General features: G+C 69.7%; 21 protein-coding genes and 1 pseudogene. 5 read left to right on the top strand and 17 right to left on the bottom strand.

Going from position 1 to position 25,595, the window contains the following annotated elements; all coding sequences use genetic code 11:
- Nucleotides 1–20: 20 nt before the first annotated feature.
- Genes QQM39_RS39545 through QQM39_RS39535 form a run of 3 tightly spaced genes read right to left on the bottom strand, consistent with a single transcriptional unit; the run spans nucleotide 21 to nucleotide 3,751 of the window.
- Nucleotides 21–1,019 carry an ABC transporter permease gene (locus QQM39_RS39545; protein ID WP_302002420.1) on the bottom strand — a complete coding sequence of 333 codons (999 nt, stop codon included), beginning with the start codon at nucleotides 1,017–1,019 and terminating at the stop codon, nucleotides 21–23.
- The gene (locus QQM39_RS39540) at nucleotides 1,016–2,707 is read right to left on the bottom strand and encodes a sugar ABC transporter ATP-binding protein (protein ID WP_302002419.1); all 1,692 of its coding nucleotides are present in this window, start codon (nucleotides 2,705–2,707) and stop codon (nucleotides 1,016–1,018) included. Before QQM39_RS39540 ends, QQM39_RS39545 begins: the two co-directional genes overlap by 4 nt.
- Nucleotides 2,708–2,716: 9 nt before the next feature.
- Nucleotides 2,717–3,751, bottom strand: a complete 1,035-nt coding sequence (locus tag QQM39_RS39535; protein ID WP_302002418.1) for a sugar ABC transporter substrate-binding protein — start codon at nucleotides 3,749–3,751, stop codon at nucleotides 2,717–2,719.
- Nucleotides 3,752–3,989: 238 nt separating this feature from the next.
- Between QQM39_RS39535 and QQM39_RS39530 the strand changes: the two genes are divergently transcribed.
- Together QQM39_RS39530 and QQM39_RS39525 are read left to right on the top strand one after the other, a co-directional pair.
- Nucleotides 3,990–5,027 (top strand): response regulator transcription factor, encoded by a 1,038-nt coding sequence (locus QQM39_RS39530; RefSeq protein WP_302002417.1) that lies wholly within the window; start codon nucleotides 3,990–3,992, stop codon nucleotides 5,025–5,027.
- A 178-nt stretch (nucleotides 5,028–5,205) separates the two neighbouring features.
- Nucleotides 5,206–5,778: a MarR family winged helix-turn-helix transcriptional regulator gene (locus QQM39_RS39525; protein WP_302002416.1), complete on the top strand. Its 573-nt coding sequence runs from the start codon at nucleotides 5,206–5,208 to the stop codon at nucleotides 5,776–5,778.
- A gap of 197 nt (nucleotides 5,779–5,975) precedes the next feature.
- On the opposite strand, the pseudogene QQM39_RS39520 reads toward QQM39_RS39525, so the two are convergent.
- The 3 genes and pseudogenes from QQM39_RS39520 to QQM39_RS39510 all read right to left on the bottom strand — a co-directional run.
- Nucleotides 5,976–6,347: pseudogene (locus tag QQM39_RS39520) on the bottom strand (tyrosine--tRNA ligase); the annotation flags it as partial.
- Between the two features lie 13 nt (nucleotides 6,348–6,360).
- A complete protein-coding gene (locus tag QQM39_RS39515; protein WP_302002415.1) occupies nucleotides 6,361–7,074 on the bottom strand; it encodes a gamma-glutamyl-gamma-aminobutyrate hydrolase family protein in 714 nt (237 codons plus the stop codon).
- Complete coding sequence (locus QQM39_RS39510; RefSeq protein WP_302002414.1) at nucleotides 7,071–8,561, bottom strand: aldehyde dehydrogenase; 1,491 nt, start codon at nucleotides 8,559–8,561, stop codon at nucleotides 7,071–7,073. The genes QQM39_RS39515 and QQM39_RS39510 overlap by 4 nt, the downstream gene beginning before the upstream one ends.
- Nucleotides 8,562–8,678: 117 nt before the next feature.
- Between QQM39_RS39510 and QQM39_RS39505 the strand changes: the two genes are divergently transcribed.
- Nucleotides 8,679–9,389, top strand: coding sequence for a type 1 glutamine amidotransferase (locus QQM39_RS39505; protein ID WP_302002413.1), 711 nt, complete (start codon nucleotides 8,679–8,681; stop codon nucleotides 9,387–9,389).
- A 55-nt stretch (nucleotides 9,390–9,444) separates the two neighbouring features.
- On the opposite strand, the gene QQM39_RS39500 is transcribed toward QQM39_RS39505, so the two are convergent.
- The 8 genes from QQM39_RS39500 to QQM39_RS39465 form a co-directional block, all read right to left on the bottom strand.
- A complete protein-coding gene (locus QQM39_RS39500) occupies nucleotides 9,445–10,902 on the bottom strand; it encodes an APC family permease (protein WP_302002412.1) in 1,458 nt (485 codons plus the stop codon).
- Nucleotides 10,903–11,105: 203 nt separating this feature from the next.
- Nucleotides 11,106–11,732: a TetR/AcrR family transcriptional regulator gene (locus tag QQM39_RS39495; RefSeq protein ID WP_302002411.1), complete on the bottom strand. Its 627-nt coding sequence runs from the start codon at nucleotides 11,730–11,732 to the stop codon at nucleotides 11,106–11,108.
- Between the two features lie 142 nt (nucleotides 11,733–11,874).
- On the bottom strand, nucleotides 11,875–12,720 hold the full coding sequence (locus QQM39_RS39490) for a fumarylacetoacetate hydrolase family protein (protein WP_302002410.1): 846 nt from the start codon (nucleotides 12,718–12,720) through the stop codon (nucleotides 11,875–11,877).
- A gap of 20 nt (nucleotides 12,721–12,740) precedes the next feature.
- The gene (locus QQM39_RS39485; protein ID WP_302002409.1) at nucleotides 12,741–13,676 is read right to left on the bottom strand and encodes a 3,4-dihydroxyphenylacetate 2,3-dioxygenase; all 936 of its coding nucleotides are present in this window, start codon (nucleotides 13,674–13,676) and stop codon (nucleotides 12,741–12,743) included.
- Complete coding sequence (locus QQM39_RS39480) at nucleotides 13,669–15,132, bottom strand: aldehyde dehydrogenase (protein ID WP_302002408.1); 1,464 nt, start codon at nucleotides 15,130–15,132, stop codon at nucleotides 13,669–13,671. Before QQM39_RS39480 ends, QQM39_RS39485 begins: the two co-directional genes overlap by 8 nt.
- Before the next feature lie 34 nt (nucleotides 15,133–15,166).
- On the bottom strand, nucleotides 15,167–15,973 hold the full coding sequence (locus QQM39_RS39475) for an acetoacetate decarboxylase family protein (RefSeq protein WP_302002407.1): 807 nt from the start codon (nucleotides 15,971–15,973) through the stop codon (nucleotides 15,167–15,169).
- A gap of 22 nt (nucleotides 15,974–15,995) precedes the next feature.
- The gene (locus tag QQM39_RS39470; protein ID WP_302002406.1) at nucleotides 15,996–17,204 is read right to left on the bottom strand and encodes an NAD(P)/FAD-dependent oxidoreductase; all 1,209 of its coding nucleotides are present in this window, start codon (nucleotides 17,202–17,204) and stop codon (nucleotides 15,996–15,998) included.
- 19 nt (nucleotides 17,205–17,223) lie between these two features.
- Nucleotides 17,224–17,412, bottom strand: coding sequence for a ferredoxin (locus QQM39_RS39465; RefSeq protein WP_302002405.1), 189 nt, complete (start codon nucleotides 17,410–17,412; stop codon nucleotides 17,224–17,226).
- A gap of 363 nt (nucleotides 17,413–17,775) precedes the next feature.
- Here QQM39_RS39465 and QQM39_RS39460 point away from each other — a divergent pair, with 363 nt between their 5' ends.
- Together QQM39_RS39460 and QQM39_RS39455 are read left to right on the top strand one after the other, a co-directional pair.
- Nucleotides 17,776–19,131 (top strand): glutamine synthetase family protein, encoded by a 1,356-nt coding sequence (locus QQM39_RS39460; RefSeq protein ID WP_302002404.1) that lies wholly within the window; start codon nucleotides 17,776–17,778, stop codon nucleotides 19,129–19,131.
- Between the two features lie 122 nt (nucleotides 19,132–19,253).
- A complete protein-coding gene (locus QQM39_RS39455) occupies nucleotides 19,254–20,501 on the top strand; it encodes a cytochrome P450 (protein ID WP_302003885.1) in 1,248 nt (415 codons plus the stop codon).
- Nucleotides 20,502–21,758: 1,257 nt separating this feature from the next.
- On the opposite strand, the gene QQM39_RS39450 is transcribed toward QQM39_RS39455, so the two are convergent.
- The 3 genes from QQM39_RS39450 to QQM39_RS39440 form a co-directional block, all read right to left on the bottom strand.
- Entirely contained in the window at nucleotides 21,759–23,225 is a 1,467-nt protein-coding gene (locus QQM39_RS39450) for an NAD-dependent succinate-semialdehyde dehydrogenase (RefSeq protein ID WP_302002403.1), read from the bottom strand.
- Between the two features lie 610 nt (nucleotides 23,226–23,835).
- The gene (locus QQM39_RS39445) at nucleotides 23,836–24,702 is read right to left on the bottom strand and encodes an ABC transporter permease (RefSeq protein ID WP_302002402.1); all 867 of its coding nucleotides are present in this window, start codon (nucleotides 24,700–24,702) and stop codon (nucleotides 23,836–23,838) included.
- Nucleotides 24,699–25,595 (bottom strand): ABC transporter permease, encoded by an 897-nt coding sequence (locus tag QQM39_RS39440; RefSeq protein WP_302002401.1) that lies wholly within the window; start codon nucleotides 25,593–25,595, stop codon nucleotides 24,699–24,701. The genes QQM39_RS39445 and QQM39_RS39440 overlap by 4 nt, the downstream gene beginning before the upstream one ends.

Below are 25,595 nucleotides of genomic sequence, written 5' to 3'. Positions count from 1 at the left end.
AATCCTCTCGAAGTGGGGGGTCATCGCGTCAGCCGCGGGCCGAAGTAGGCGAGTGCCGCGCCCGCCACCAGGGCGGTGCCCTGGGCCATCTGCTGCCAGAACGTCGGCACGCTCAGCAGTGTCAGCCCGTTCTGCAGACAGCCGAGGAAGAGCACGCCGAGCAGCACCCCGAGGATGGAACCGGAGCCGCCGGTGAGTGCCACCCCGCCCAGGAGTACGGCGGTGAGCACGGTCAGCTCGAATCCGGCCCCCGAGGTCCCGGCGACCACGCTGTCCAGCACCGACGCCTTGATCGCCCCGGCCAGCGCCGCCGCGACGCCGGTGACGACGAACAGCGCGTACGGTGTCCGGCGGATGTGGATGCCGGAGAGGTAGGCGGCCTCCCGGTTGACGCCGATGGCGAAGACGTGCCGCCCGGACGGGGTGAGCGCCAGGAACAGCGCGCCCGCCACGAGAACGAGTGCGGCGATGACGACCGGCGCGTCAATCCCGGCGATCCGGGATCCGCCGAGCCAGGCGAATCCGGATCCGAAGCTGCTCAGCGGCAGGGGGAAGAGCTGCTGTGCCAGTCCTCGCACCGCCGTCAGCATGCCCAGGGTCACGATGAAGGCGGACAGCCCGAAGTAGCAGCACAGGATGCCGTTCACGGCGCCCACCGCCGCACCCACGGCCAGCGCGCCGAGCACGGCGACGGCCGGCGACTGGTGCTGCTGCCCGGCGAGCCAGCCGGCCACCAGCCCGCCCAGCGCCAGGGTGGAGCCGACCGAGAGGTCGAGGTATCCGCTGATGACGAGGAGGGCCAGCGGTACGGCCACGATGGCGAGGGTGGCCGCGTCGGTGGCGATCCCGCGCAGGTTGCCGGGGTCGAGGAAACTGCCGGTGGTCAGCTGGAAGGCCAGCACCATGAGGGTGAGGACGACGAGCAAGGGGTGTCGTCGCAGGGTGTTCAGTCCGCCTCCTGCCAGGGCGCGGGGGCTCGGTGTCAGGCGGCCGGCGGGGGCGGTGGTCGCGGTGGTCATGCCGCTCCTTCCGAGGTCATGGGGGCGGAGGTGACAGGGGCGGTGTCGTCGGCGTCGTGGACGGCCGACAGGAGGGCGGCTTCGGTGAGTTCGGCGCCGCTCAGTTCGCCGGTGATCCGGCCCCGGGAGACGATCAGGCAGCGATGCGCGAGCGCGACGACCTCCTCCGGGTCGCTGGAGGCGAACAGCACGGCCGTTCCCCGCTGGGAGGCAAGTGAGGAGACGACTTGGTAGATCTCCTGCCGGGCGCCCACGTCGACACCCTGGGTGGGCTCGTCGAGGAGCAGGACGTCGACTCGGCGAGCCTCGTTGATCCACCGGCCCAGGACGAGTTTCTGCTGGTTGCCGCCGGAGAAGGCGGCCGCCGGCAGGCGCGGCCGGGCGGGGCGCAGCCCGACCGCCCGGGACAGCGCGTCGAAGACCCGCCGCTCGGCTGCCAGCGCCCGCACCCCCTGCCGGGCGAGCGGACGGATGGTCGGCAGCAGTGCGTTGTCCTGGGCGCTCAGCGCCGGGAACAGTCCTTGTCTGCGCCGGTCCGCCGGGACGAGGGCGATCCCCGCGGCCAGCGCGTCGGAGGGCCGGGCCGCCGTGACGACCCGCTCCCCCACCCGCACCGTTCCGCCCGAGGCACGGCGCCTGCCGAAGAGGGTCTCCAGGATGCGTGTGCGACCTGAGCCGATCAACCCGTACAGTCCGACGATCTCGCCCTCGGCGACGCTGATCTCCACGGGACCGAACCCGGGGCCGCGGAAGCCGTCCACCGCGAGACAGGGGGCGCGATGGGCGGCGGAGGTGCCGTCCCGCGCCGTGGCCGTCGCGGAGACGGTGGTGTCGGTGTGCGCGGTGGCGTGGACGTCGTCACGGCGGCCCCGAGGGGTTCCGTCCACCGCGCCATCGGTCGTCCCGGGTCCTTCGGCTGTACCGTCGGTTGTCCCGCCCGCTGCCGTGCCGTGCGGTACGGGTTGCGGTCGGCCGACGATGGCGTCGACCAACTCCCGCCGTGTGTGCCCCGCCACCATCGAGTGGTGGGCGACCCGGCCGTCGCGCAGCACCGTCACCGCGTCCGCCAGCCGCTCCACCTCGGCCAGCAGATGGGTGACGTACACGATGGCCAGCCCCTGAGTGCGAAGATCCTCGATGCGTTCGGCCAGGGCGTCGCTCTCGGCCCCGGACAGAGCGGCGGTGGGTTCGTCCAGGACCAGCACCGAGGCGCTACGGCTGAGAGCCTTGGCGATCTCCACCAACTGCCTCTGCCCCATGGGAAGTTCACCCACCCGGTCACGTGGCGAACAGCTCGCCGCGACCCGCTCGAGCAGGCCGGCCGCCACCTCCTCCTGGGCGCGGCGGTGCACGGTTCCGTACCGGGTCCACTCCTGGCCGAGGAAGATGTTCTCGGCCACCGTCAGGGAGTCGACGACGCTGAGCGTCTGGAAGATGATCGCCACGCCCGCGGCCATCGACTCGCGCGGACTCAGACGGGTATGGGACCTCCCGCCCACCTCGATCGTGCCCGCGTCCGGCGGAAAGGCGCCGCCGAGGCACTTGATCAGGGTGGACTTGCCGGCACCGTTGTGGCCGAGGAGAGCGTGCACCTGACCCGCCGGGACGGTGAGATCCACGCCGTCGAGGGCTTTGACGCCGCCGAAGGACTTGCTCAGCCCGCGTATCCGCAGATTCGGATCCGTCATGGCGGGCGCCTAGGAGTTCTGCGCGAGCAGGTCGTCGATCCTCGCGGTGTCGCCGCGCCCGACGAGCGTGATCGGCACCTGGGCGCTGGGGTTCGCCTTCCCCGCAGCGACCGCGAGGGGCACGTCGACGACGGCGTTCGCGATGTCCTGCGGCGCCAGGGCGGCCGAGGCACGGTAGAAGGTGCCCTGCTTGATGGCGAGGAGGGAGGGGGCTGCTCCGTCCTGCCCGCCGACGAAGGTCTTCGCGTCGGTCGCCTTCCGGCCCGTCTGCTGCAGCGCCTTGAACCCGCCGTACGCGGCGGCGTCCGTGACCCCGAGGATGAGGTTGAGGTCGGGGTGCTTGGCAAGGACGGCACGGGACTTCGACAGGCCGGTGTCGGGGTCGATGGCCTGCTCCTGGGCGACCACGTCGACGCCGGGCGCGTGCTTCGTGAAGGCGTCGATCATGCCCTTGGTGCGTTCGCGGCCGAGCTGGATCGTGCTGTCGGTCAGGAAGGCGACCTTGCCCTTGCCGCCGAGCTCCTCGTTGGCCCACTTCGCGGCGGCCTCCCCGAGCAGCGTGCCGCCCTTGAGGAAGCTGAACTGGATGTCCGCGCTCTGGTGCTCCAGCGAGCCGCCGTACGTCACCCAGATCAGCCCCGCGTCCAACGCCCTCTTGGCGATCGCCTCCGTGGCCTCGAAAACCATCGGGAACGACACGATGGCCGGGACCTTCTGCGTGACCCACGTGCTGAGGTTGGTGGCCTGAGTGTCGGGGTTGCTCGCGTCGCTCGTGGTCAGCAGGGAGACGTCGTGCTTCTTCGCGGCGGCCGTGGAGAGTTTCACGAGCGTCGAGTAGAGCGGGAGCTGGGTGAAGGGATAGTCCAGGCCGATCCTGGTGAGGGTCCTCGACCCCGCCGACGCGCCGGCGGCCTCGGCCGTGCTCGCGCCGTCGTCCGGGGCGGAGCAACCCGCGGCAGCCAGCCCGGTGGCGGCGAGGACACCGCCGGAGAGAGCCAGGAACTGCCGACGCGAGGCCGGGAAAGGGTACGGGGATCTGGTCATGGCGGGACTCTCCGTGGGATGCGGCCCGATACGGCTGTGTCGGGCATCCGGCTGTGCCGAACAGGAAAGACCGGGACGTCCCGCCACGCCATCCGTAGAAATACCGACTGCCCGAGATGCCCGGCAGTGACCAGCGGGAACCCGGTTACGAAACGGTGAACGGCTTGTCCGGTCCGCTCGGAGCCCATATCGTTAGGGGGCAAACGACATCCGTGGTCGTGGGTTCCCGGAGGCCCGCATGGTCAGCCACCACCAGCTCGCGGCAGCGATCCGCATCGGCATGCTCACCCGCGAACGCGACACCGCCTCCGCCTGCGCGCAGGCACTGCACGAACTCCGCCGTGCCCTGCCCCTCGACGCGGCCACCCTGCTCACGATCGACCCGATCACCGGTACACACCTGCAGGTCGCGGGCATCGGCTACACCGCGACGACGTCCGAGTCGCTGGCCGCCGAGTTCGTCGCGACCCCCTGGTACGCCAACGTCGTACGGCAGACGCTTCCGCCCTCCATCACCGAGGACGCCGAGGACGCGGCGTCCGTCGGGCAGCGCTTCCGCAACGGCTGGTTCTACGCCGAGCGGGTCCGGCCGGCCGGGTTCCGCGACGCGCTGACCGGTGCCCTGCGCCACCAGGGCCGTCTGGTCGGTCTGGTCAACCTCTCCATCGAGGGGTCGGGCACGTACGACACGGAGGCGCGCTGCCTGCTCGCCTCGGTGCTGCCGGCACTGAGCGCCCTGGCCGACCCGATCGCCCACACCGGCGACCTGCACGATCTTCCGGCGGCCGCGGGAGCGAACCTCGTCACGGCCGAGGGCGTCATCGACCTCCCGGGCCGAAACCCTGCCGAAGTCCTGGGCGACGAGGCGTTCCGGCCTCTGGTGGAGGCGTTCGCCGGCTCGGGCGGCCTGCGGTTGCGGGTCCTGTGGCCGGTCGGCCAGGGCTGGCACCGTGTGGTGCTGCGCCGGTCCACGGCAGGCTCGCCCCTCGCACGCAGGGCGGTCCTGGTGTCCGGGGCGCCCACGCAACTCCCGTACGGCCTGAGTCCCCGCGAGCTGGAAGTACTCACCCGGGCCGCCCGGGGCCAGACCAACCAGGCCATCGCCCAGGCGCTTTTCCTGTCCCCACGGACGGTGCACAGCCATATCGAGCACCTGCTCCGCAAGACCGGCTGCGCCTCACGCGCCCAGGCCACAGCCCTCGCCGTACGCGACGGCGTGCTGAGGCCCAGCCCCGAAGACCTGGAGCACTTCGTCGAAAGGTTGCCCGCCGATTGAGAAGACCGAGCGCGCGACCTCGGCGCGCAGAGGTCCATTCCCGGGCCGACAACCCACGACTCACCTCGAATCCGGCCTCACCAGCGCCCGTCACAAGAGATAAATCCCCGGTCCCTGAATCCCCCGCCTTCTCTCGCTCTCGTACAATTTGGCTCCGAACGATCGAAGGAGCATGCCTGTGCCCGGCCACCGGTCCATCACCGAAGCGGAGAAGCTGGCAGCGGCGAAGCTCGGGGGGACGCCGATCCATCGCAAGCAGATGGCCGTGGTCGCCAACATCTACCGCGCCGCGTCGGCCGTCCGTCAGCACTTGGAGAACTCGGTGCTGCGCGGCGCCGATCTGACCTGGACGGCGTTCGTTGTGCTGTGGGTGGTGTGGGTCTGGGGCGAGTCGGAGACCCGGCATATCGCGGAGGAGGCGGGGATCTCCAAGGGGACGCTCACCGGGGTGTCGCGGACGCTGGAAGGGCGGGGGCTGGTCAAGAGGACCGGTCATCCTTCCGACGGCAGGCTGGTGCTGCTGAGCCTGACCAAGGAGGGCGAGGCGCTGATGCAGCGGCTGTTCCCGGAGTTCAACCAGGAGGAGGCGTTCGTCGCCTCACGGCTCAGTGACGAGGAGTGCCGGGCGGTCGCGGAAGGTCTGCGACAGGTCGTGCGGCAGGTCGAGGAGCATGGTGAGGAGCGTCGCCTGACCCTCCTCGACGGTGCCGAGCCGACACAGCGCCGCAGCGGGCGGCGCGCGAAGGGCTGAGGGCCCATCACGGAGAGGCCGCGAGGAATTCCGGCAACTCGGGCGGGGTCATCGACACATCGGCCGACGTTCCCCGCCGCAGGTTCCAGGTGGTGCGGCTGCCGTCTGAGATCTCGACGACGAGGCCGCGTTCTTGGATGAGCAGGGCCGGGGACCGGCCCGGTGGCTGACGCTCCGTTTCCAGTCCCCGACGCCGTTCAGGAGCCGGTGACCTCGACCGCTGCCAGGTTCTTCTTGCCGCGGCGCAGCACCAGCCAGCGCCCGTGCAGCAGGTCCTCCTTGGCGGGGACGGCATCATCGGCGACGACCTTCGCGTTGTTCACGTACGCGCCGCCCTCCTTCACCGTGCGCCGCGCGGCCGACTTGCTGGCCACCAGTCCGACCTCGGCGAACAGGTCCACGACCGGGGCCGGCTCACCGACCTTGATGTGCGGCAGCTCGGCGAGTGCCGAGGCAAGCGTCCCCTCGTCGAGACCGGTCAGCTCACCCTCGCCGAACAGCGCCTTGGACGCGGCGATCACGGCGACGGTCTGGTCCGCGCCGTGCGCCAGCGTCGTCAGCTCCTCGGCTGCGATGGCGGGGTCAGTGTCTGTCGCGGGCAGCTCGTACGAAAGCGTCGAAGAGGCCCTGCTGGGCGGGGTCTTCGTGGGCGGTGTCCTCGGGGTGCCACTGGACGGCGGTGAACCATCCGCGGACGCCGGGGAGTTCGAGCCCCTCCACGGTTCCGTCGGCGGCACGCGCGCTGACCGTGAATCCGACACCGGGGCGGTCCACCCGTTGGTGGTGGTAGCAGGATGCCTCCGCCTTCTCCGCGCCGGTGGCCTGCTCCAGCAGAGTGCCGCGACGGATCACCACCGGGTGCACGACGTGCCGGTGTTCGCGCTGAGGGCCGCCCATGTCCTGTTCGAGGGTGCCGCCGAGGGCGACGTTCACGACCTGGAGGCCGCGGCAGATCGCCAGCAGAGGCAGGCCCAAGTCGAGTGCCTGGTGCGCCACTTCGAGGTCGAATGCGTCCTGGAGCTCGTCGACGTCGTAGACACTGGCATGAACACCTTCCGCGCCGTAGCGGTGCGGGGCAAGGTCTCCGCCGCCGGGGAGCAGGATGCCGTCGAAGCGGGCGAGGCGGGACGCGACATCTCCGGATGCGGGGTGGATGCTCGCTGGTTCGCCGCCGGCCCGCCAGACGGCCTCGATGAGGGCACGGGCGTTGACCTCGGCGGCGTACCGCAGCGCGGAAGTCGTCGCGGAGAAGCGGGCGGGGATGGCGATCAAGGGGCGCACAGGCGTGCGGGTCACAGCTGGATCCAGGTGGTCTTGAGCTCGGTGTACTTTTCCAGGGCGTGGGCGGACTTGTCACGTCCGTTGCCCGACTGCTTCATGCCGCCGAAGGGGACGGTCAGGTCGCCCTCCTCGTAGCAGTTGACCCAGACCGTCCCGGCCCTCAGGGCGCGCGAGACCTGGTGGGCGGTGGACAGGTCGGAGGTCCACAGCCCGGCGGCGAGGCCGTACTCGGTGGCGTTGGCGAGCCGTACCGCCTCCTCCAGGTCGTCGAAGGCGAGGACGGACAGGACGGGCCCGAAGATCTCCTCCCGGGCCAGCCGCATACCGGGGTCGACGTGGTCGAACACGGTCGGCTCCAGGAAGCTGCCCCCGGTGTCGGCGAGGGTGCGCGAGCCGCCCGTGAGCAGGCGGGCGCCCTCGGCCAGGCCCGTACCGATGTGGTCCTGTACGCGCCCCAGGTGGTCCTCGCCGACCAGGGCGCCCATCTCGGTGGCGGGGTCGAGCGGGTCGCCGATGCGCAGCTCGCAGGCGCGCCGGACGATCGCCTCGGTGACGCGTTCGGCGATGGAGGAGTGCACCAGCAGCCGGGAAGGTGCGGTGCACATCTCGCCCTGGTTGAAGAAGATGCCCCAGGCGGCGGTGGCGGCGGCCTTCTCCAGGTCGGGGGCGTCCGGGAGGATGATGTTGGGCGACTTGCCGCCCAGCTCAAGCCAGACGCGCTTGAGGTTGGAGTCGGCCGCGTAGTGCAGGAAGTGACGGCCGACGGCGGTGGAACCGGTGAAGGCGAGGACGTCGACATCGGGATGGAGGCCCAACGCCCGCCCCGCCACCGGCCCGTTGCCGTTGACCACGTTGAGCACGCCCGCCGGGAGTCCGGCCTCCGTCGCGATCCGCGCAAGGAGCAGCGCGGACAGGGGCGAGTTCTCCGACGGCTTCAGTACGACCGTGCAGCCTGCGGCCAGCGCCGGAGCGACCTTCCAACCGGCCAACGTCAGCGGGAAGTTCCAGGGCACGACCGCTCCGACCACCCCGGCCGGCTCCCGGGTGACCAGGGCGAGGGCGTCAGGAGCGGTGTGCGGGGACTCGTCGGTCAGCTTGTCCGCCAACTGCCCGTACCAGCGGAAGGTGTTGACGAGGGCACGCAGTTCGATCCCGTACGCGTCGGTGATGGGCTTGCCCATCTCCAGGCTGACGGTGAGCGCCAGTTCCTCGCGTCGCTCCTGGAGCACATCGGCCATCCGCAACAGCGCCCGGCCCCGCTCGGCCGGCGCCAGGCGCGGCCACGGGCCGGTGTCGAAGGCACGACGGGCGGCGGCGACGGCCGCGTCCACCTCGGCGGCGCCCCCGTCGGCGACCCGGGTCAGCACCTGGCCGTCACGGGGCGAGACGGCGGCGAAGGCCGCCCCTCCGCCGCCCTCGTCGGCGCCGTCGATGTGATGGGCGCCGGACAGGTCCAGGGACTCAGCGCGGCGCTGCCACTCCTCGTGGGTGACGTCCAGCATGCGGGGACCTCCAGGATAATTATTTGATCCCAAACGATATGCTGTGCGTGGAGCTCTCGCAAGCGCTCATTGAATTGATCCGGCAGGTCCGCGGACTCCAGGGAAGGGAGCAACACCGTGCGCGCACTCGTCATTCAGCACGACCATGTGACGGAACCCGGGCTGGTCGGGGCCAGGCTCATGGAACGCGGATACGACCTCACCGTCCTGACCGTCGTACCTGAGCACCGCCACCAGGCTCCGGACGTGACCTTCGACTTCCCCGACGCCGACGGCTGGGACCTGGTCGTGTCACTCGGCGCCCCGTGGTCGGTGTACGACGAGACAGCCGTCGGCAGCTGGATCGGCGGTGAGCTGGCACTACTGCGCAAGGCCCACCACCTCGGCATCCCGGTCCTCGGCGTCTGCTTCGGCGCCCAGGCACTGACCACGGCGCTCGGGGGTTCGGTCGAGGTGTCGCCGCGCCCCGAGATCGGCTGGGTCGAGGTCGACACGGACGATCCCTCCCTGGTGGGGACCGGCCCCTGGTTCCAGTGGCACTACGACCGCTGTGTCCCGCCGCCCGGAGCCGTGGAGGTGGCCCGCAACGCCGTGAGCGTGCAGGCGTTCCGGGTCGGCCGCAGCCTGGGGGTGCAGTTCCACCCGGAGGTCACCACGGGGATAGTGCGTGGCTGGCTCGACCTCGGCGGCGCGGAGCAATGTGTGCGACATGGTGCGGATCCCGGCGAACTGCTCGCCAGGAGCCGGGAGTTCGAGCCGACGGCCCGGGCGAACGCCCGCCACTTGGTCGACGCGTTCCTCGACCAAGTGGCGGGCGCGGCCGACTGAACGCCTGGACCAAGTGGCGGGCTCGGTCGACTGACAGCCACGCCCGCCTTCCGCGTCAGCCGTCGGCCGCCACCCTGCCGCGGGTCAGCCGTTCCGTCACCACTCCCGCGACCAGAACCGCCGGCACAGTCAGCTCCAGCCAGATGGCGGTGCTCTGCTCACCACCGATGAGCGTGGTGAAGTTCTCCACGATCAGCCAGATCGCACCCGCCATGCCGAGCGCGCCCAGGGCCGGGGCGATCAGCGTGTTCCACGGCCGGGCGTCCAGCCGCTCACGGCGGAAGAAGGCGACCACGGAGAGCGAGGTGAGCAGGTACAGCAGCATGATCCCCAGGACGGCCACTCCACTGCCCCAGGAGAACAGGGCGAGGACCGGATCCTTGCCGGCCAGCGCGAACGGGACGACCAGCACAATCGCGATGGACGTCTGGACCCATCCGGCCACGGCGGGCGAGTGGCGACGGTTGATCGTCGACAGCCGACGGGGCAACAGTCCGTCACGGCTGAGCGAGAACAGGTAGCGGTTGGCGGAGTTGTGGAAGGCGAGGATGCCGGCGAACAGGGAGGTGGCCAGCAGGACGGGCAGGACGTCGTTGACCCAGGTGCCGAACAGGTCGGCGATCGGCGCGAAGACGAAGGCCGTCGAGTCTCCGCCCTCCAGAGCCTTGCCCGCGGCGTCGGTGGCCTTCGAGGCACCGTACGAGGAGATCAGCATCCAGGAGGCGAACGCGAAGAAGCCGGTGACGAGGGCAACAGCCAGATACGTGGCCCGCGGGACTGTTTTGCGCGGTTCGCGCGCCTCCTCGCCGTAGATCGCGGTGGCCTCGAAGCCGATCATCGACGCCACGGCGAACATCAGCGCCACACCCGGCGCTCCGTCCAGGGCCGCACCCGGCGAGAACGACTGAGTGACACCGAGCCCCTCGGGCCCACCACCCTTGACGAGGGTGACCAGCGCGAAGGCCGCCAGGATGCTGAACTCCGCCAGCACGAAGACCGCCAGCACCTTCGCGCCCATCTCGATGCCCAAGGCGCCCAGCACCTGGACGATCGCCATGGTGACCACGGCACACACCCACCAGGGCACGTCCGCACCCGTGTAGTGCTCCAGCAGACCGCTCACGGTCGCGCCGTACAGGCCGTACATGGCGGCCTGGATCGCACAGTAGGCGAACAGCGCGATCCCTGCGCTGCCCGTCCCGAGGTACCTACCGAGGCCCTTGCCGATGTACGTGTAGAAGGCGCCGGCGTCCACGACGTGCCGGCCCATGGCCACGAAGCCGACCGAGAACAGCAGGATGATCAGACCGGCCGCCAGATAGGCGGCGGGAGCACCGGCGCCGTTGCCGATGGCCACGGCGATGGGCACAGCGCCCGCGATCCCGGTGAGCGGCGCCTGCGCGGAGAGGACGAAGAAGAGGATGCCCAGAACGCCGAGCGAGTTGGGCTTGAGCTTGCCTGCGGTGGAGGCGTCGGGCGCGGTCTCGTTCACGACCGCCGTCTGACTGTCCACTCGGATCACCTGCCAGGGAGGAAGAGGAAATCGTTTCAGGTCAAACGAGTTGCCTCATAGTGGGGTGGAACTATCCGTTTGACAAGGGGTTGCGCGGAGATTCCCAGACGCCTCCCTCTTCCTTACGGGGCCGTAACCGGCGCGAAATGGCCGAGGCCCAGGACTGCGGACGTCCAGGGCCTCGGAATGCGCAGGTCAGCGGGTCAGGCGCCGCTTTCCGGGGCGCCGCGCCCTGCATCGGCCAGCAGTCGGAGCAGGGCGCGGAGCTCCTCGATGGCGGCGTCGGTGGTCTCGGGCTCACCGAAAACCAGCTGGTGCAGCACGAGACCGTCCAGGGCGGCGAAGACGAGCCGGGTCAGCGGGCGGCCGGCACCGCCGGGCAGCATGCGGGTCAGCTCGCGCCCGCTGGCGTCGAAGTACTCGTCGTACAGCGCGCGCAGGTGCGGCAGCAGTTCGGGGCGACGCCTGGACTCCAGCAGCAGCTCGTACTGGAAGGCCTGTATGTCCGGATCGGCGGTGACCATGTCGGACACTCCCGCCGAGAAGTCCGCGACCTTGCCGGTGCCGGGTTCCAGAGCGCTGGTGTTCAGCGAGGTGCGGATCGCGTGCGCGAGTGCCTCCTCGATCAGCGCGTCACGGGAGCCGAAGTGGTGGACGACAAGACCGTGTGTGGTCCCCGCCTCCTGCGCGACCGCCCGGTACGTGAGCTTGCGCAGTCCGCCCTGCGCCACGACCCGTACGGCGGCGTTGAGCAGGGCCTCCCGGCCCGACCCGTAGTTCATACGCCGGCGCGGCTTGCGGCCGTCAGGAGCCTCGGCGGATTCGGTCATAGGCGCGACCCTACCCGGCCGCTTCCGTGCCCTGGCGTACGCCGGAGCGGGTTGGCAGACCGGCCGGAGGCGAGTCGCGGGCAGCGCCGCACCGGGCGGCCTTCTCCGTCAGGCCCGGTGCGGCGCCGTCTCGTGAACGGCATCAGCGCTTGGGCGGGCGGATACCACGGAACTCCCAGTCGCCGCCGAGCGCGGTGGACAGAACCTCCTCGGACTCCGTGGGCTGGGCGCCGACATCGGTACGGATCGGGGTCGGCCCGGTGACGATGTGGTTCGTCAACCGTCCGAGGCCCTCGACCTCGACCTCGACGACGTCGCCGGGCCGGACGGGCCGGGAGTTGGCGGGCGTGCCGGAGAGCAGCACATCGCCCGGGTAGAGGGTGATCGTGCGGGCGATGTCGGCGACGAGGTAGTGCATGTCCCACTCCATCTCGTCCGTCGAACCGTCCTGTACCACCTCGCCGTTGACGTACGTCCGCAGGTACTTGCCGTGGAAGTCCCAGTCGGTGACCAGGCCGGGGCCGAGCGGGCACAGCGTGTCGGAGCCCTTGACGCGGAGCATCGAACCGGCGTCGGTGTCGCGGAAGTCGTGCAGGCCGTAGTCGTTGGCGACGGTGTAGCCCGCGATGTACTCCCCCGCCTCGGCCTGCGAGATGTTCCGTGCGGTCTTCCCGATGACGATGGCGACCTCGCCCTCGTAGTTGAGCCACTTGCAGCCCTCGGGGCGGACGATGGCGCCCTTGTGGGAGTTGAGGGAGGAGGTCGGCTTGTGGAAGTAGGTGGGCGTCGGGGTGAGCCGGATCTGGAACTCGTCCACGCGACTGCGGTGGTTGAGGTGCACCGCGATCACCTTGGAGGGCACGACCGGGGGCAGGTGGTCCGCCTCCTCGGTCTTCACGCGGCGGCCGTCTCCGGCGACGAGTTCGTCACCCTCGACGGTGACCTGGACGGCGGCGCCGTCAAGGAGGATGCGGCGGTACTCGGGCATGACAGGGCTCCTGGATACGGCTAGATGCGGCTGTGAGGGGTGCGCGGGGCCGGGGCTGCGGGCAGGCCGGTGCCGGTCCAGCCGTCGGCCGGACGGTCGAACCACAGATGCACCTGACCGGTGCCGATCGAGTTCTCGTACTCCCCGTACTGACGGGCCTTGGCGATGCACGCCTGCTCGCCCAGGGCGCCGGCCATCATCAGGTAGTGGAAGAACTTCGCCTCGGGCTTGTACTTCCAGAACTCCGGCATGGTGTCGAGGACCCGGTCGTGGCGGCCCTCCTTGAACCAGGCGATGCGCTCGTAGTCCGCCTCGCGCGCCTCCGGCGTGAAGATGTGCACCGGGTCACTGGCCTCGTGGTCGCGCAGTTCGCGCAGCGGCCAGAAGGTGTGGGAGAGGGCACCGGAGGCGATGACCAGCACGCGGCGTCCGGGGGTTGCGGCGATGCCGTCCGCCAGGGCCCGGCCGAGGCGCAGGTGGTCCTCCATGTCGCCGGTCTGGCAGACCCCGATGGTCACCCACCGCTTGTCGGGCAACCCCTCCCCCAGGAACTTCCAGAGGTTGATGGTGGCGTAGTAGATCGGCAGGTAGTCGTCGTCGATCGCGGTGATCCAGGTGCCGTGCTGGTCGGCGAACTTCTCTATGTTGCGGGCGAGTTCGGGGTCGCCGGGAAAGTCGTACGGCATCCGGCACATACCGCGCGGCAGCTCCTCGGAGGTGAACAGGCCGGCGCGGCGCTGCTGGGCGGTGACGACGAACTCAACCGTCGTCGCCCAGTGCGAGTCGAGGACGACCACGGTGTCGTAGTCGTCGCGTTCGAAGACGTCCTTGCGGAGTTGCCGGAGCCCGGTGACGAGGGTGATCTCCTTGCCCTCGTTGAGTTCCAGCCGGTCGGCCTCCGGGAGCACGATGGTGGGGACATGGGCTAGGAGACCCGCCCCGACGATCTCACCCATGGTTCTTCCATCCGTTCGGTGCGGTGACCGTGTTCTTGACGTCGCAGTAGAAGTCGAAGCTCCAGGTACCGCCCTCACGGCCCACACCGGAGTGGCGGGAGCCGCCGAAGGGTGCCTGGAGGTCGCGTACGAAGAAGCAGTTGACCCAGACCGTGCCCGCGACGAGCTGCGCGGTGACGCGCTCGGCGCGCTCGGGGTCGCCGGTGGCGAGGGTCGCGGCCAGGCCGAAGCGGGTGTCGTTGGCGAGGCGGACGGCTTCCTCTTCGGTGCTGAATGTCTGCAGGGTCAGGACCGGACCGAAGACCTCCTCCTGCACGATCTCCGAATCCTGGTCGACATCGGTGAGCAGGGTCGGCGCGTAGTACTGGCCGTCCTTGCGGTGGCCGCCGATGACCGCACGGGCTCCGGCCGCGAGCGCCCGCTGCACGAAGCCGTCGATCTTCTCCAGCTGGCGGGGGTGGATATTGGGCCCGATGTCGGTGGCCGCGTCGCGCGGATCACCCTGTTTCAGCGCGCTCGCCTTCTCGACGAACCGGCGCGTGAACTCCTCGGCGACCGACTCCTCGACGAGGAAGCGGGTCGCTGCGAGGCAGACCTGGCCGGCGTTGTCGTACTGCTCAACAGCGAGGTCCACGGCGAGATCAAGGTCGGCGTCGGCGAAGACCAACAGAGGTGACTTGCCGCCGAGTTCGAGGCTGAGCGGGGTGAGGTTGTTGGCGGCGGACTCGGCGATGCGCTTGGCCGTCGGCACCGATCCGGTGAAACTGATCCGCCGTACGTCCGGGTGCGAGGTGAGGGCGTCGCCGATCTCCGAGCCGTAGCCCTGGACAACGTTGAGGACCCCGGCGGGAAGCCCGGCCTCGGCCGCGATGTCGGCGAGCAGGGAGGCGGTCAGCGGGGACCACTCGGCGGGCTTGAGGATGACCGTATTGCCGGCCGCCAGGGCGGGGGCGACCTTCCAGGTGGCCAGCATCAGGGGCGCGTTCCACGGAGTGATCAGCACGGACGGGCCCGCCGGGTCCCAGCTCACGTGATTCGTGTGACCGCGTGTCTCGAAGTCCTCGTGCTCCAGCTTCAGCAGCCAGTCGGCGAAGAAACGGAAGTTGTGGACGACACGGGGTATCACGCCCCGACGGTGGGAGCGCAGCAGCGCGCCGTTGTCGGTGGTCTCGACGATCGACAGTTCTTCGATCCGCTTCTCCACGCCGTCGGCGATGGCGTGCAGGATGCGAGCGCGTTCGGCGCGCGGGGTGGCGGCCCAGGCGGGGAAGGCCGCCTTCGCTGCGGCCACGGCTGCCGCGGCCTCCAGCGCCGTACCCCGGGAGATCTCACCGATCGTGCTGCCGTCGATCGGCGAGACATCGGTGAACGTCTCGGTGGAGGCGACGCGCCGGCCGCCGATCCAGTGCCGGGTGTCGACGGCGACCCCGGCCACCGTGAGGGTGTGTTCGGTCATGTCCGGTCTCCAAGTCCTCTGGTGCGTAAGGGGGTTACCCGACTCCGGACGTGCCGGACTCCAGCAGTCGGCCGCCGTCCCAGACGACGCCGACCTGGCGGTAGTAGGCGGCGATGGGCTCACGGATCTCCAGTCGGGCCAGTTCCTCGGTGGGCGCCTCGAAGAACTCCAGCTCGGCGTCACCGACCCACGGTTGCCCGCCCTCGAAGGAGGACGCACCGGACTCGATCAGCTCGTCGAGTGCCAGGCCCTTGCCCTTCTCGATCGACGGCAGCCACCGGTGGTGGGCCATGGGGTGGCTGTTGACGAAGCCGTTCGTCTCGGACGGCTCTCGCAGGGTCACCACGGCCTGGGCCAACCGCCGGTCCGCTGCGGCGAGGGTTGCCCCGAAGCGCGCCCCCGCCTCGATCCGCGGAGCGGGACCATACGGATGAGGCCGCGTCTGGTGAATCGAGCCGAGCTTCTTCGGGTAACCCTGGTGCAGGCCGCGGGCGATGGCGAAGTCCTTGTCGACCCAGATGTACACGCACCGGGTGTAGGTCTGCCCCTTGTACTTGCAGCGGACGACCGCGAAGGCCTCCTTGTACTGGGAGAGCACCGGATCCAGCAGTTCGTCCCCGGAAGTGGAGCAGGACTGCCAGTCGGCCCAGATCAACGCGACCGCACCAGGGTCCTCGTCGGCCAACTCCAGCGGATCGGGCAGCAGTTCGCGTACACGGGCGGGGTCGGTGCGGTATTCGACGGTGAGCAGGTCGCCGGAGTAACGCCACGGCGGGGACGGAATCAGCGACGAGGTGCCGGTCGCCGTCTTGGGATGGAAGTAACCACGGACAGGGGGCATGGCGAGGATTCCTTAGGCTTGCTTACGCGGTGAGGGCGGGCGACTTGAGCAACTGGGCGCGGTATCGGGCGGCGCCCGTCGCGGCGGCCTGGCCGCCGAGCGCGACGACGCCGACCAACTGACCGCCGGTGTGGTAGCCGACCAACACGTCGCCCTCCGGATCACCGTCCAGGACACGGACGTCGTCCTTGCCGAGGACCGGGGCCCCGAAGGACTGCAGCCGGAACTCGTGCTGGTCGCTCCAGAAGGTGGGCAGTGGCGCGAAGGGAGCCATCTCGCCATCTGCGCCGACGAGATGGGTCACAAGCACCTTCGCGGCATGCTTGGCGGTGTCCGTCGGGATGGACCAGTGCTCGACGCGGCGGGGTACGCCGTCGTAGCGGGCGTTGGGGAAACGTGCGACGTCGCCGACGGCGACGACCTCCGGGCGTCCGCCTATCCGCAGCCGCTCATCCGTGAGCACACCGTCGGACAGGTCGAGCCCGTTGTCCTGCAGCCACTCGACGTTGGCGATCGAGCCCACCGACTCCACGACCACATCGGCCGGCAAGACCGTCCCGTCGCCCAGGACGACCCCGGTCACCCGGTCCTCGCCCTCGAACCCGGCGACTCCCGCGCCGAGCGCGAAACGCACCCCGCGCTCTTCGTGTCGCCTGAGCAGCGCGCGTCCGAGCAGTTCGCCGAGCGGTCCCACCATGGGCAGCGGCAGCGGATCGACGACGGTCACCTCGCGGACGCCGAGTCCGATGGCGGTGGCGGCGACCTCGCAGCCGATGAATCCAGCACCGACGACGACCACTCGGGCGTCCGGCCGGGTCAGTTCGTCCCGCAGGCCCTGGGCGTCGGCGAGGGTGCGGACGGTGTGACGGCCGGCGAGTGGGCCCGGGCAGCGCAGCCGCCGGGGGCGCATTCCGGTGGCGACGACCAGTCCGTCGTACCGAATGGCCTCGCCGTCGTCGAGGTCGACGATCCGTTCGTCCAGGCGGGCCGCGAGGACCTTCGTGCCGAGCCGCCACTCCACGTCGGCGGCGGCCGCCTTCGGCGTAAAGGCCAGCGACTCGAAGGAGGCCTTCCCTGCCAGCACCTCCTTGGACAGCGGAGGCCGGTTGTAGGGCATGTGGGGCTCGTCGCCGACGACCGTGATCGCCCCGGTCCAGCCCGCCGCGCGGAGCTGCTCGGCGGCGCGCAGGCCACCCATCGAAGCGCCCACGACGACTGCGCGCCCGGTCATGGTTGCGGCCATGGGGGACTCAGCCCTCGATCCGGATGGCCTGCAGCGGACACACGTCCGCGGCCTCCTCGACCTCGTCGCGCAACTCCTCACCCGGACCGGCGACGTACACCAGGTGTCCGTCGCCATCCATGGAGAAGACGTCGGGTGCCGCGAAGACGCACTGGCCGTGGTCCTGGCACTTGTTCATGTCGACGACGACCTTCAAGGCGGTCCTCCTGAGGGTGAGGGCGTCGGGGCAGGGAGAGGGGCTGAAGAGGGGCCCGGCCCGGGTGTGGCCGGGCCCCTCGGCCAAAGAGGTGCGAAAGAGCCGCACCCCTCACTCGTTTGGCTTCAAACAACATAGGAAGCTACTCCCTCCTGGTCAATACCTGTCCAGGTGGATAAATTCTTTGAACCAGCCTCTTGCGGGACGGCGACTTCGCTCCATACCGTTTGGAGCCAAACAAATGGCACTGGGAGGGTCTGCCCTCCTCCACCCGCACCCCGGCTTCCGTTTTCTGCACACCACCCATCCCCAGAGCCCCGAGGCACAGGGGGTGTCCCCACCCATCCGCCCAAGGAGACACCGGTGAGCGCATCCGACACCCCAGACATCCGCCGGCACATGGAGCGGCTCGCCGCCGAGGGCGTCGACGTGGTCCGGGTGATCTACCCCGACCTCATCGGCACCGACCGCGCCCGGGACGTCCTGCTGGACCACCTGCCCTCGGCATCCGAGCACGGCCTGGCCTTCTGCCGCGCCGTGTACCACACCTCGCCCCAAGGGGACGTGGTCCCGGTCGCGGGCGGTCTGGACGCCGGTCTGCCGGACGTGTGCGTACGCCCCGACCTGTCCACGGCGGCCCCCTTGCCCTGGGAGCCCGGCGTCGCCACCTGTCTCGGCGAGGTCACCGACCCGGCGACCGGGGGCCCAGCCCCCGAGTCACCTCGCGACCTGCTGCGTACCGTCCTGGCCCGATGTTCCGAGCAGGGGCTGCGCCCCGTCGTCGGCCCCGAGCTGGAGTACTTCCTCCTGGAACCCGCCCCCGGCACGCCCGCCGGCTGGCGCCGCTCACCGGAAGCCACCGGCGCGGTCTACACCGCGGGCCTGCGCGCCGACCCCGACAACCACCTGCTGCGCACCCTGCGGCAGCTGCGCGACCTGGGGCTCGGCGTCGTCACCGGCAACCACGAGTTCGACGGCGGCCAGTACGAGATCAACCTCACCCACTCGGAGGCCCTGGACGCCGCCGACCGCGCGTTCCGCTTCAAGGCCGCCGTCAAGGAGCTGGCCCGCAAGGAAGGCAACATGGCCACCTTCATGGCCAAGCCCTTCGGCGACGCGGGCGGCTCCGGGTTCCACCTCCACCTGTCGTGCAACGACGCCGAAGGCCGCAACGCCTTCGACGACCCCGCCGGTGCGTACGGCCTCTCGGCCACCGCACGGCACGCCCTCGGGGGCATCCTCGCCCACGCACCCGCGCTCGCCGCGCTGGCCAACCCGACAGTCAACTCGTACAAGCGCTTCGGGCCGGACACCCTCGCGCCGTGGCTGATCGACTGGGGGCTCGACAACCGCAGTGCCATGGTCCGCATCCCGCCCGAGCGCGGCAGCGGCGCCCGCCTCGAACTCCGTCTCGGCGACGCCAGCGCCAACCCCTACTTGCTGATCGCGGGCACGATCGCCGCCGCCCTGCTCGGCATCCAGGAAGGCGAGGAACCGCCCGCCCCGCTGGAGGGCTACGGCTACGACACCGCCAAGTCCGCCCTGCTGCCCGCGAGCCTGCCGACCGCGCTCGACGCGCTGGAGGCGGACACCGCCCTGACCGACGTCCTCGGCAAGGACTTCACCACCTCCTTCCTCACCTACAAACGGAACGAGGTCGAACGCTTCCAACGGCACGTCACGGACTGGGAGTTCACCGAGTACGCCTACCACCTGTAAGCCCGCCGAAAGGCCCCCAGCCCTCGTCGCCCTCGCCCAGGAGGTCCACCACCATGACCAGCCCCACTGCCCGCGCCGTCCCCACTACCCGCGCCGAGCTGCGCGCCGCCCTCGACGAGCCCATGCCGCTCGACCAGGTGGACCTCGCCGACCTCGACAACTTCGCCGACGGCGTCACCCCATGGCGGATGTTCCACACCCTGCGCCACCAGGACCCGGTCCACTGGCAACCGGAGGAGGCCCCCAACTCCGGCTTCTGGGCAGTGACCCGGCACGCGGACATCGCCCGCGTCGACCGCGACGCGGAGACCTTCACCTCCACCAGGTTCGTCAACCTGGAAGAGGTCGACGACGATCAGATCAAGAAACGCGCCTCCATTCTGGAGCTGGACGGCGTCCGCCACCGCGCACTGCGCAGCGTGATCCAGCGACAGTTCGGCGCGAGCGTCATCAACAGCTACGCCGACTTCCTGCGCGGACTGACCGCGAAAACCCTGGACGCGGCCCTCGCCAAGGGCACCTTCGACTTCGTCGCCGACGTCTCCGCCGACTTCCCCATCAACGTCCTGGCCCGGCTGCTCGACGTGCCGCCGGAGGACAACCAGCGGCTCATCGACTGGGGCAACCGCATCATCGGCAACACCGACCCCGACTACGCGGACGTCCTGCTGAACAGCGCGGAGAGCGAGCAGTACCGCGACCTGCCCTTCCGCTCCCCCGCCTCCCTCGAAGTCTTCGAGTACGGACGGGAGCTGGCCCGGCAGCGACGCGGCGGCGACGGCACGGACCTGGTCTCGAAGCTGGTCAACACCACCCCGCGCGACGGAATCCCGCTGTCCGCGCAGGACTTCGACAACTACTTCCTGCTCCTGGTCGTGGCCGGCAACGAGACCACCCGCCACACCATCTCCCACTCGATGCTGGCCCTCCTCCAGCACCCCGAGCAGCTGGCCAGGCTCAAGGACGACCCCTCCCTGATCCCCACCGCGGTCGAGGAGTTCCTGCGCTGGGCCTCCCCCGTCTACCACTTCCGCCGCACCGCCACCCGCGACGTCGAACTGGGCGGCAAGCAGGTCAAGGAGGGCGACAAGGTCGTCATGTGGTTCGCCTCCGGCAACCGCGACGAGGACGTCTTCGACAACCCCTACAACTTGGACATCGCCCGCACCAACAACGACCACGTCACCTTCGGCAAGGGCAGCCCCCACCTCTGCCTGGGCAACCTCCTCGCTCGCACCGAGATCCGCATCATGTTCGAGGAGCTGATCCCGAGGATCGCCGACATCAAGCTGGCCGGCGACGTCCCCCGGGTGCGCTCCAACTTCGTCAACGGCATCAAGAAGCTGCCGGTCGAGGTGACCCTCGCCTGACGACTCACCCAAGAAGCGCTGCCGCGTCCCATGGCCTCGGGGCGCGGCAGCGCTGTTCTTCATCGGGGGCAGATGCCCGGGTGGCCGTCGTGCACGGACGTGCCAGGTCTGCGCCCAAGGCGACGCGGGCACGGTACAGCCGGGACGTCATCGCGGTGTGCTGAGCCCCACAGACTTGGCCGACGAGGTGACCACCTCGAACTCGGTTCGTGCCGGCGCGACATGGCCCGCGCTCGCCGCGAACGTTCGTGGCGCACAATCTCGAACATCCAGCGTCGGGCCGGCCTGCGTAGAACGCCAGGCATCAGTGCTTCGGCCGGTCCGTCGCAGGTCTACCGGCAGCGCTCTCGGTCCGGGCGGCCTCCACCGCCCAGAGGTAGTTGAAGACACTGATCGCCGCGCCCGGCGTCATGGGGCAAGCGGCGCGACGGCGGTGGTCTGAGACATGGATGGCTCCTCACGGGTCTGCGCACCGTGTCGTTCATGGCGTCATGAGAGCAGTGTCGGACGGTTCACCCATGGAGAAATTCCGGCGCCGAACAGGGGAGGAATACCCTCCCACCTGTTGTGACGTCGAGCAGGCATGGGGCGGGTGAGACACCCGAGTGTTGAGCTGCAAGCGTTGAGCGGCTGGCGGGCTGCTACCACGCGGAAGGCGCCTCCCTCGAACCCGGGGTCGCGGCCGCCGCCCCGTCAGCGGTCCCTCAGATCGGGGGGCGGTGCACCGCCGGCACGACGGCCGTGTCCTCGTCGAGGCCGGGCAGAGGACGCACGATCTGCTCCGGCTCGCGCGGCCGCAGGCATCGGTGATGCGGGTGGGAACCCTGGGGTCATGACTGGACGACCTCGCCGTCCAGAAGTTGTCCGCAGCGGGCGGCGGCGGGGCAAGCATGGCCGGCTGGGCCTCGGCGGCACACGCCCCTCGCCAGAGCAAACCTTGTGTCAGTGCGTCTCAGGCCTCCTGTCCAGCAGGGCGGCCGAATCGGAAAGTGCTGCGGAGATCCATCCTGGACAGGGCCGCTTCGTCGCCCGCCCGCGGAAAGAGCAACGCTGCCAGGGCCGCCCCGAACTGCTGGGCGAACATGTCGCAGACGACAAGGCCGGCCCCGGTCAGCCGACCCCTCGCAGGACCCCGAGGGGGCCCTGCGGACGCAAGCGCGACGGGCGGCGGCACCGAACGTTCGCGGGCATCAGCCATGACACTCGATCCGTTCGCTGATGGGCGGCACGGTGCCACGGCGCAGGGTGATGTGACGCTCAGTCACGCCCATCGCGGACGGGGACGGCGACATACTTGTACTCCAGGAATTCGTCGATGCCGACGCGGCCGCCCTCACGGCCGAGGCCGGACTGCTTGATGCCGCCGAAGGGGGCTGCGGGGTTGGAGACGAGACCGGTGTTGAGGCCGATCATGCCGCTCTCGAGTCGCTCGCTGACACGCAGGCCGCGGTCGAGGCCCTGGGTGAACAGGTAGCTGGCCAGGCCGAATTCGGTGTCGTTGGCGGCGGCGACGACTTCGTCCTCGTCATCGAAGGTGAGGATGGCGGCCACCGGGCCGAAGACCTCCGTGTGCATGATGGCGGAATCGGTGGACACATTGGTCAGCACGGTGGGCGGGTAGAAGTAGCCGGGGCCGTCCGGCAGTTCGCCGCCGGTGAGTACCTTGGCGCCTTGCTCGACCGCGTCGAGGACGAGGTTGTGGACCTTGTCCCGGCCTGCCGTGTCGATGAGCGGGCCGACGTCGATGCCGGGTTCGGTGCCGGGGCCGACGGTGAGTGCGGCCATGCGCGTGGCGAGGCGGGAGGCGAACTCGTCGGCGATCGAGGTGTGGACGAAGATGCGGTTGGCGGCGCAGCAGGACTCGCCCATGTTGCGCATCTTCGCGAGCAGCGTGCCTTCGACGGCCACGTCAAGGGCGGCGTCGTCGAAGACGATGACGGGGGCGTTGCCGCCGAGTTCGAGGGAGGTGCGTACGACGGTGTCGGCGCTCTGGGCGAGGAGGATCCGGCCGACCGGGGTGGAGCCGGTGAAGGAGAGTTTGCGGATCTGTCCGCCGCGCACCAGTGGTTCGACGACACCTGCGGCCTCTGTGGTGGTGACGATGTTGAGGACGCCGTCGGGGAGTCCGGCTTCGGTGAGGATGGCGGCGAGTGCGAGGGTGGACAGCGGGGTCTGCGGGGCGGGTTTGAGGACCATGGTGCAGCCGGCGGCGACGGCCGGGCCGATCTTGCGGGTGCCCATGGCGAGGGGGAAGTTCCAGGGAGTGATCAGCAGGCAGGGGCCGACGGGCTGGCGGGTGACCATAATGCGGTTCTTGCCGTCCGGGGCGGTCGTCATCCCGCCGTCGATGCGCACGGCCTCTTCGGAGAACCAGCGGAAGAACTCGGCGGCGTAGGCGACTTCGCCACGCGCTTCGGCCAGAGGCTTGCCCATTTCCAGGGTCATGAGCAGGGCGAGTTCTTCGGTGCGCGAGACGATGATGTCGTAGGCGCGGCGCAGGATCTCGCTGCGTACACGGGGTGGCGTGGCGGCCCAGCTCGGCTGTGCGGCGACCGCGGCCTCGGCGGCTCGTCTGCCGTCGGCGGGAGAGGCGTCGGCGACCTGGCACAGTTCCTCTCCGGTTGCCGGGTTGTCGACGGACAGAGTGCGGTCGGACTCCGCGTCCTGCCAACTACCGGCGATGAAGAGCTGCTTGGGAACATCACGGATAACGGTGGCGGTCATGTGCTGTTTTCTCCTTGGAATCGAAGTTCAGGTGGTGACGCGGTTCGCCGTGGCAGTCCTGGCTTACGCCGCCGCTGGTCATGACGCGTTGCCGGAGTGGCGCGCGGAACCATGCGCATGATGTGGCCGGGCGTGGGGCGCACAGCGGGATGAGGAAGACCATCGGCCGGGCACGAGCCACGCCGGACGGGGGGCGGATTGCTTTCCGCTGGGGTGCCAGGCCGAAGAGGCACCCACGAAGCCCAGGAACCAGGGTGGTGCCGTTCCATGGGAGATCTCCCGTTCGAGATGTGGTTGCGGAAACGAGAGATGGAACGGGAGGTCTTGGGGTCAGGTCGGGAGTCAGGGTGTCGGCGACGGGAACACCGCTTGGGTGTTCCCGCCCCTGGGCGCGGACCGGTGTGGAGTTGCCAGCCCAGGGCGGTCTTGCGCTCTCGGAGGGAGACGGTGGCGTTGGTGGCATGCCGTGGTGCAGGGCCACGTTCTGTGCACGGTTGGTGTCGCCGCGGGCTCAAGTGTGACGGCTGGCTCGTGCCCGACCTCGAGGACGAGGTCCGTCCCCAGTACGTTCAGGATCAGGCTCAGGGCAGGTGCCGCTGAGCGGTGGTGCTCATACGGTCTCACCTCCGGGGGTGGCGATCCCGGTCGCGGTCTCGACGGACAGCAGGGAATTCTGCCGTCCGGAACCGAACCAGCGCACCAGGGCCACCAGGGCGAGGGCGAGGATCGCGAAGGCGATGAGGATGGCGCTGATCGCGGTCACGCTGGGATCGATGTCGAAGGTCAGGGAGTTGTAGATCTGCACCGGCAGGGTGACGGTGTCGACGGAGGACAGAAACTGGGAGATGTAGAACTCGTCGAAGCTGGTGATGAAGGAGAAGATGGCTGCCGCGATCATTCCCGGGGCGGCGAGAGGGAAGGTGATCCGCCGGGCGATCGTCAGGCGGCCGGCGCCCATGCTCGCCGCGGCGTCCTCCAGCCGTTCGTCGATGCCGCGCAGGGTCGCCACCAGGATCAGCACCGCGATCGGCGATGCCAGGACCGTGTGGCCCAGGGCGATCGCGAGCGGGCTGCCCAGCATCGAGGCGGGCTCGAAGAGCAGGAACAGGCCCAGGGCGGTGACGATCTGCGGGATGAGTAGCGGCCCGAGCACCAGGGCGTACACGGCGGAGCGCAGCGGGAGTTCGCTGCGGGTCAGCGCGGTCGCCGCGGTCACGCCGATGATCAGTGAGAACGCGGTGCTGAGGGCGGCGACAAGGACGCTCAGTGACAGTGCGGCCGGCCACTTGCTGCCGTCGGCGAACAGCACCCGGTACCAGTTGAGCGTCCACACCTCCGGTGGAAACGAGCCGAAGGCGTTGCTGCCGAAGGAGGTGACGACGATGACGACGATCGGCAGCGCCAGGAACAAAAGGATCACGGTGGCCACCGCCGTCAGAACGATCCGTCCGGCGAGGGTGCTGCGCAGTTCCATCATGACGCGCTCCTCTTCTTGGCGCTGGCGCCCATCGAGCTCACGAGCTTGACCAGCAGCAGCCCGGCGAAGGTCAGCAGGAGTAGGATCACGCCCTCGGCGGCCGCCCCGTTCCACTGGTTCTGCTTCATCACCTGCTGGTTGATCAGGGAGGCGATCATCGTCTGGTTGGGACCGCCCATCAGGGCCGGGGTGATGTAGTAGCCCAGCGAGAGAATGAAACTGAGCAGTCCGGCACTGGCCAGTCCCGGGGCGACCAGCGGCAGATAGACCCGGCGGAAGATCGTCACACGTCCCGCGCCCATGCTGGCCGCTGCGGCCAGCAGCCTGCGGTCCACACCACGCATCACGCCGTACAGCAGCAACACGGTGTACGGCAGCATCACCGAGGTGGTGCCGATGACCACGCCGATCTCGTTGTAGAGCAGCTGGTACGGCGCACCCGGGAACCACCGGTCGGCCATGCCCTGGTTCACCAGGCCCTTGTCCCCGAGGAGGATGATCCAGCCGTAGGTGCGCACCAGGGCACTGATGAAGTGCGGCACCACGACGATCAGCATGGCCAGTCCGGCCAGCAGGGGCTTGAGCCGGGAGATCGCGTTCGCCAGGACGAACCCGAAGACGAGACTGAACAGCGCCGTCTCCGCCGAGATGCGCAGCGTGGTGAACAGGACGGAGAGGTTGACGCCGGTCAGCGCGTCGGCGTACCAGTGCAGCGTCAGCGATCCGTCGGCGTTCTTCAGGCTGAGGAACAGCGTGCTGAAGATCGGGTAGACGAACAGCACCAGCAGGTAGACGATGACCGGCAGCGCGTAGAGGATCCCGGCCCTGATCCTGCGGGAGGCCAGCAGCTTGCGCGGACGGGCGGGGCCGGTGCTGGTGAGGGTGGCGGCCAT

The organism is Streptomyces sp. DT2A-34, from assembly GCF_030499515.1.
Lineage (GTDB): Bacteria > Actinomycetota > Actinomycetes > Streptomycetales > Streptomycetaceae > Streptomyces.
Note: the sequence above shows the minus strand (reverse complement) of the source record. Positions and strands in the feature narration are given on the sequence as shown.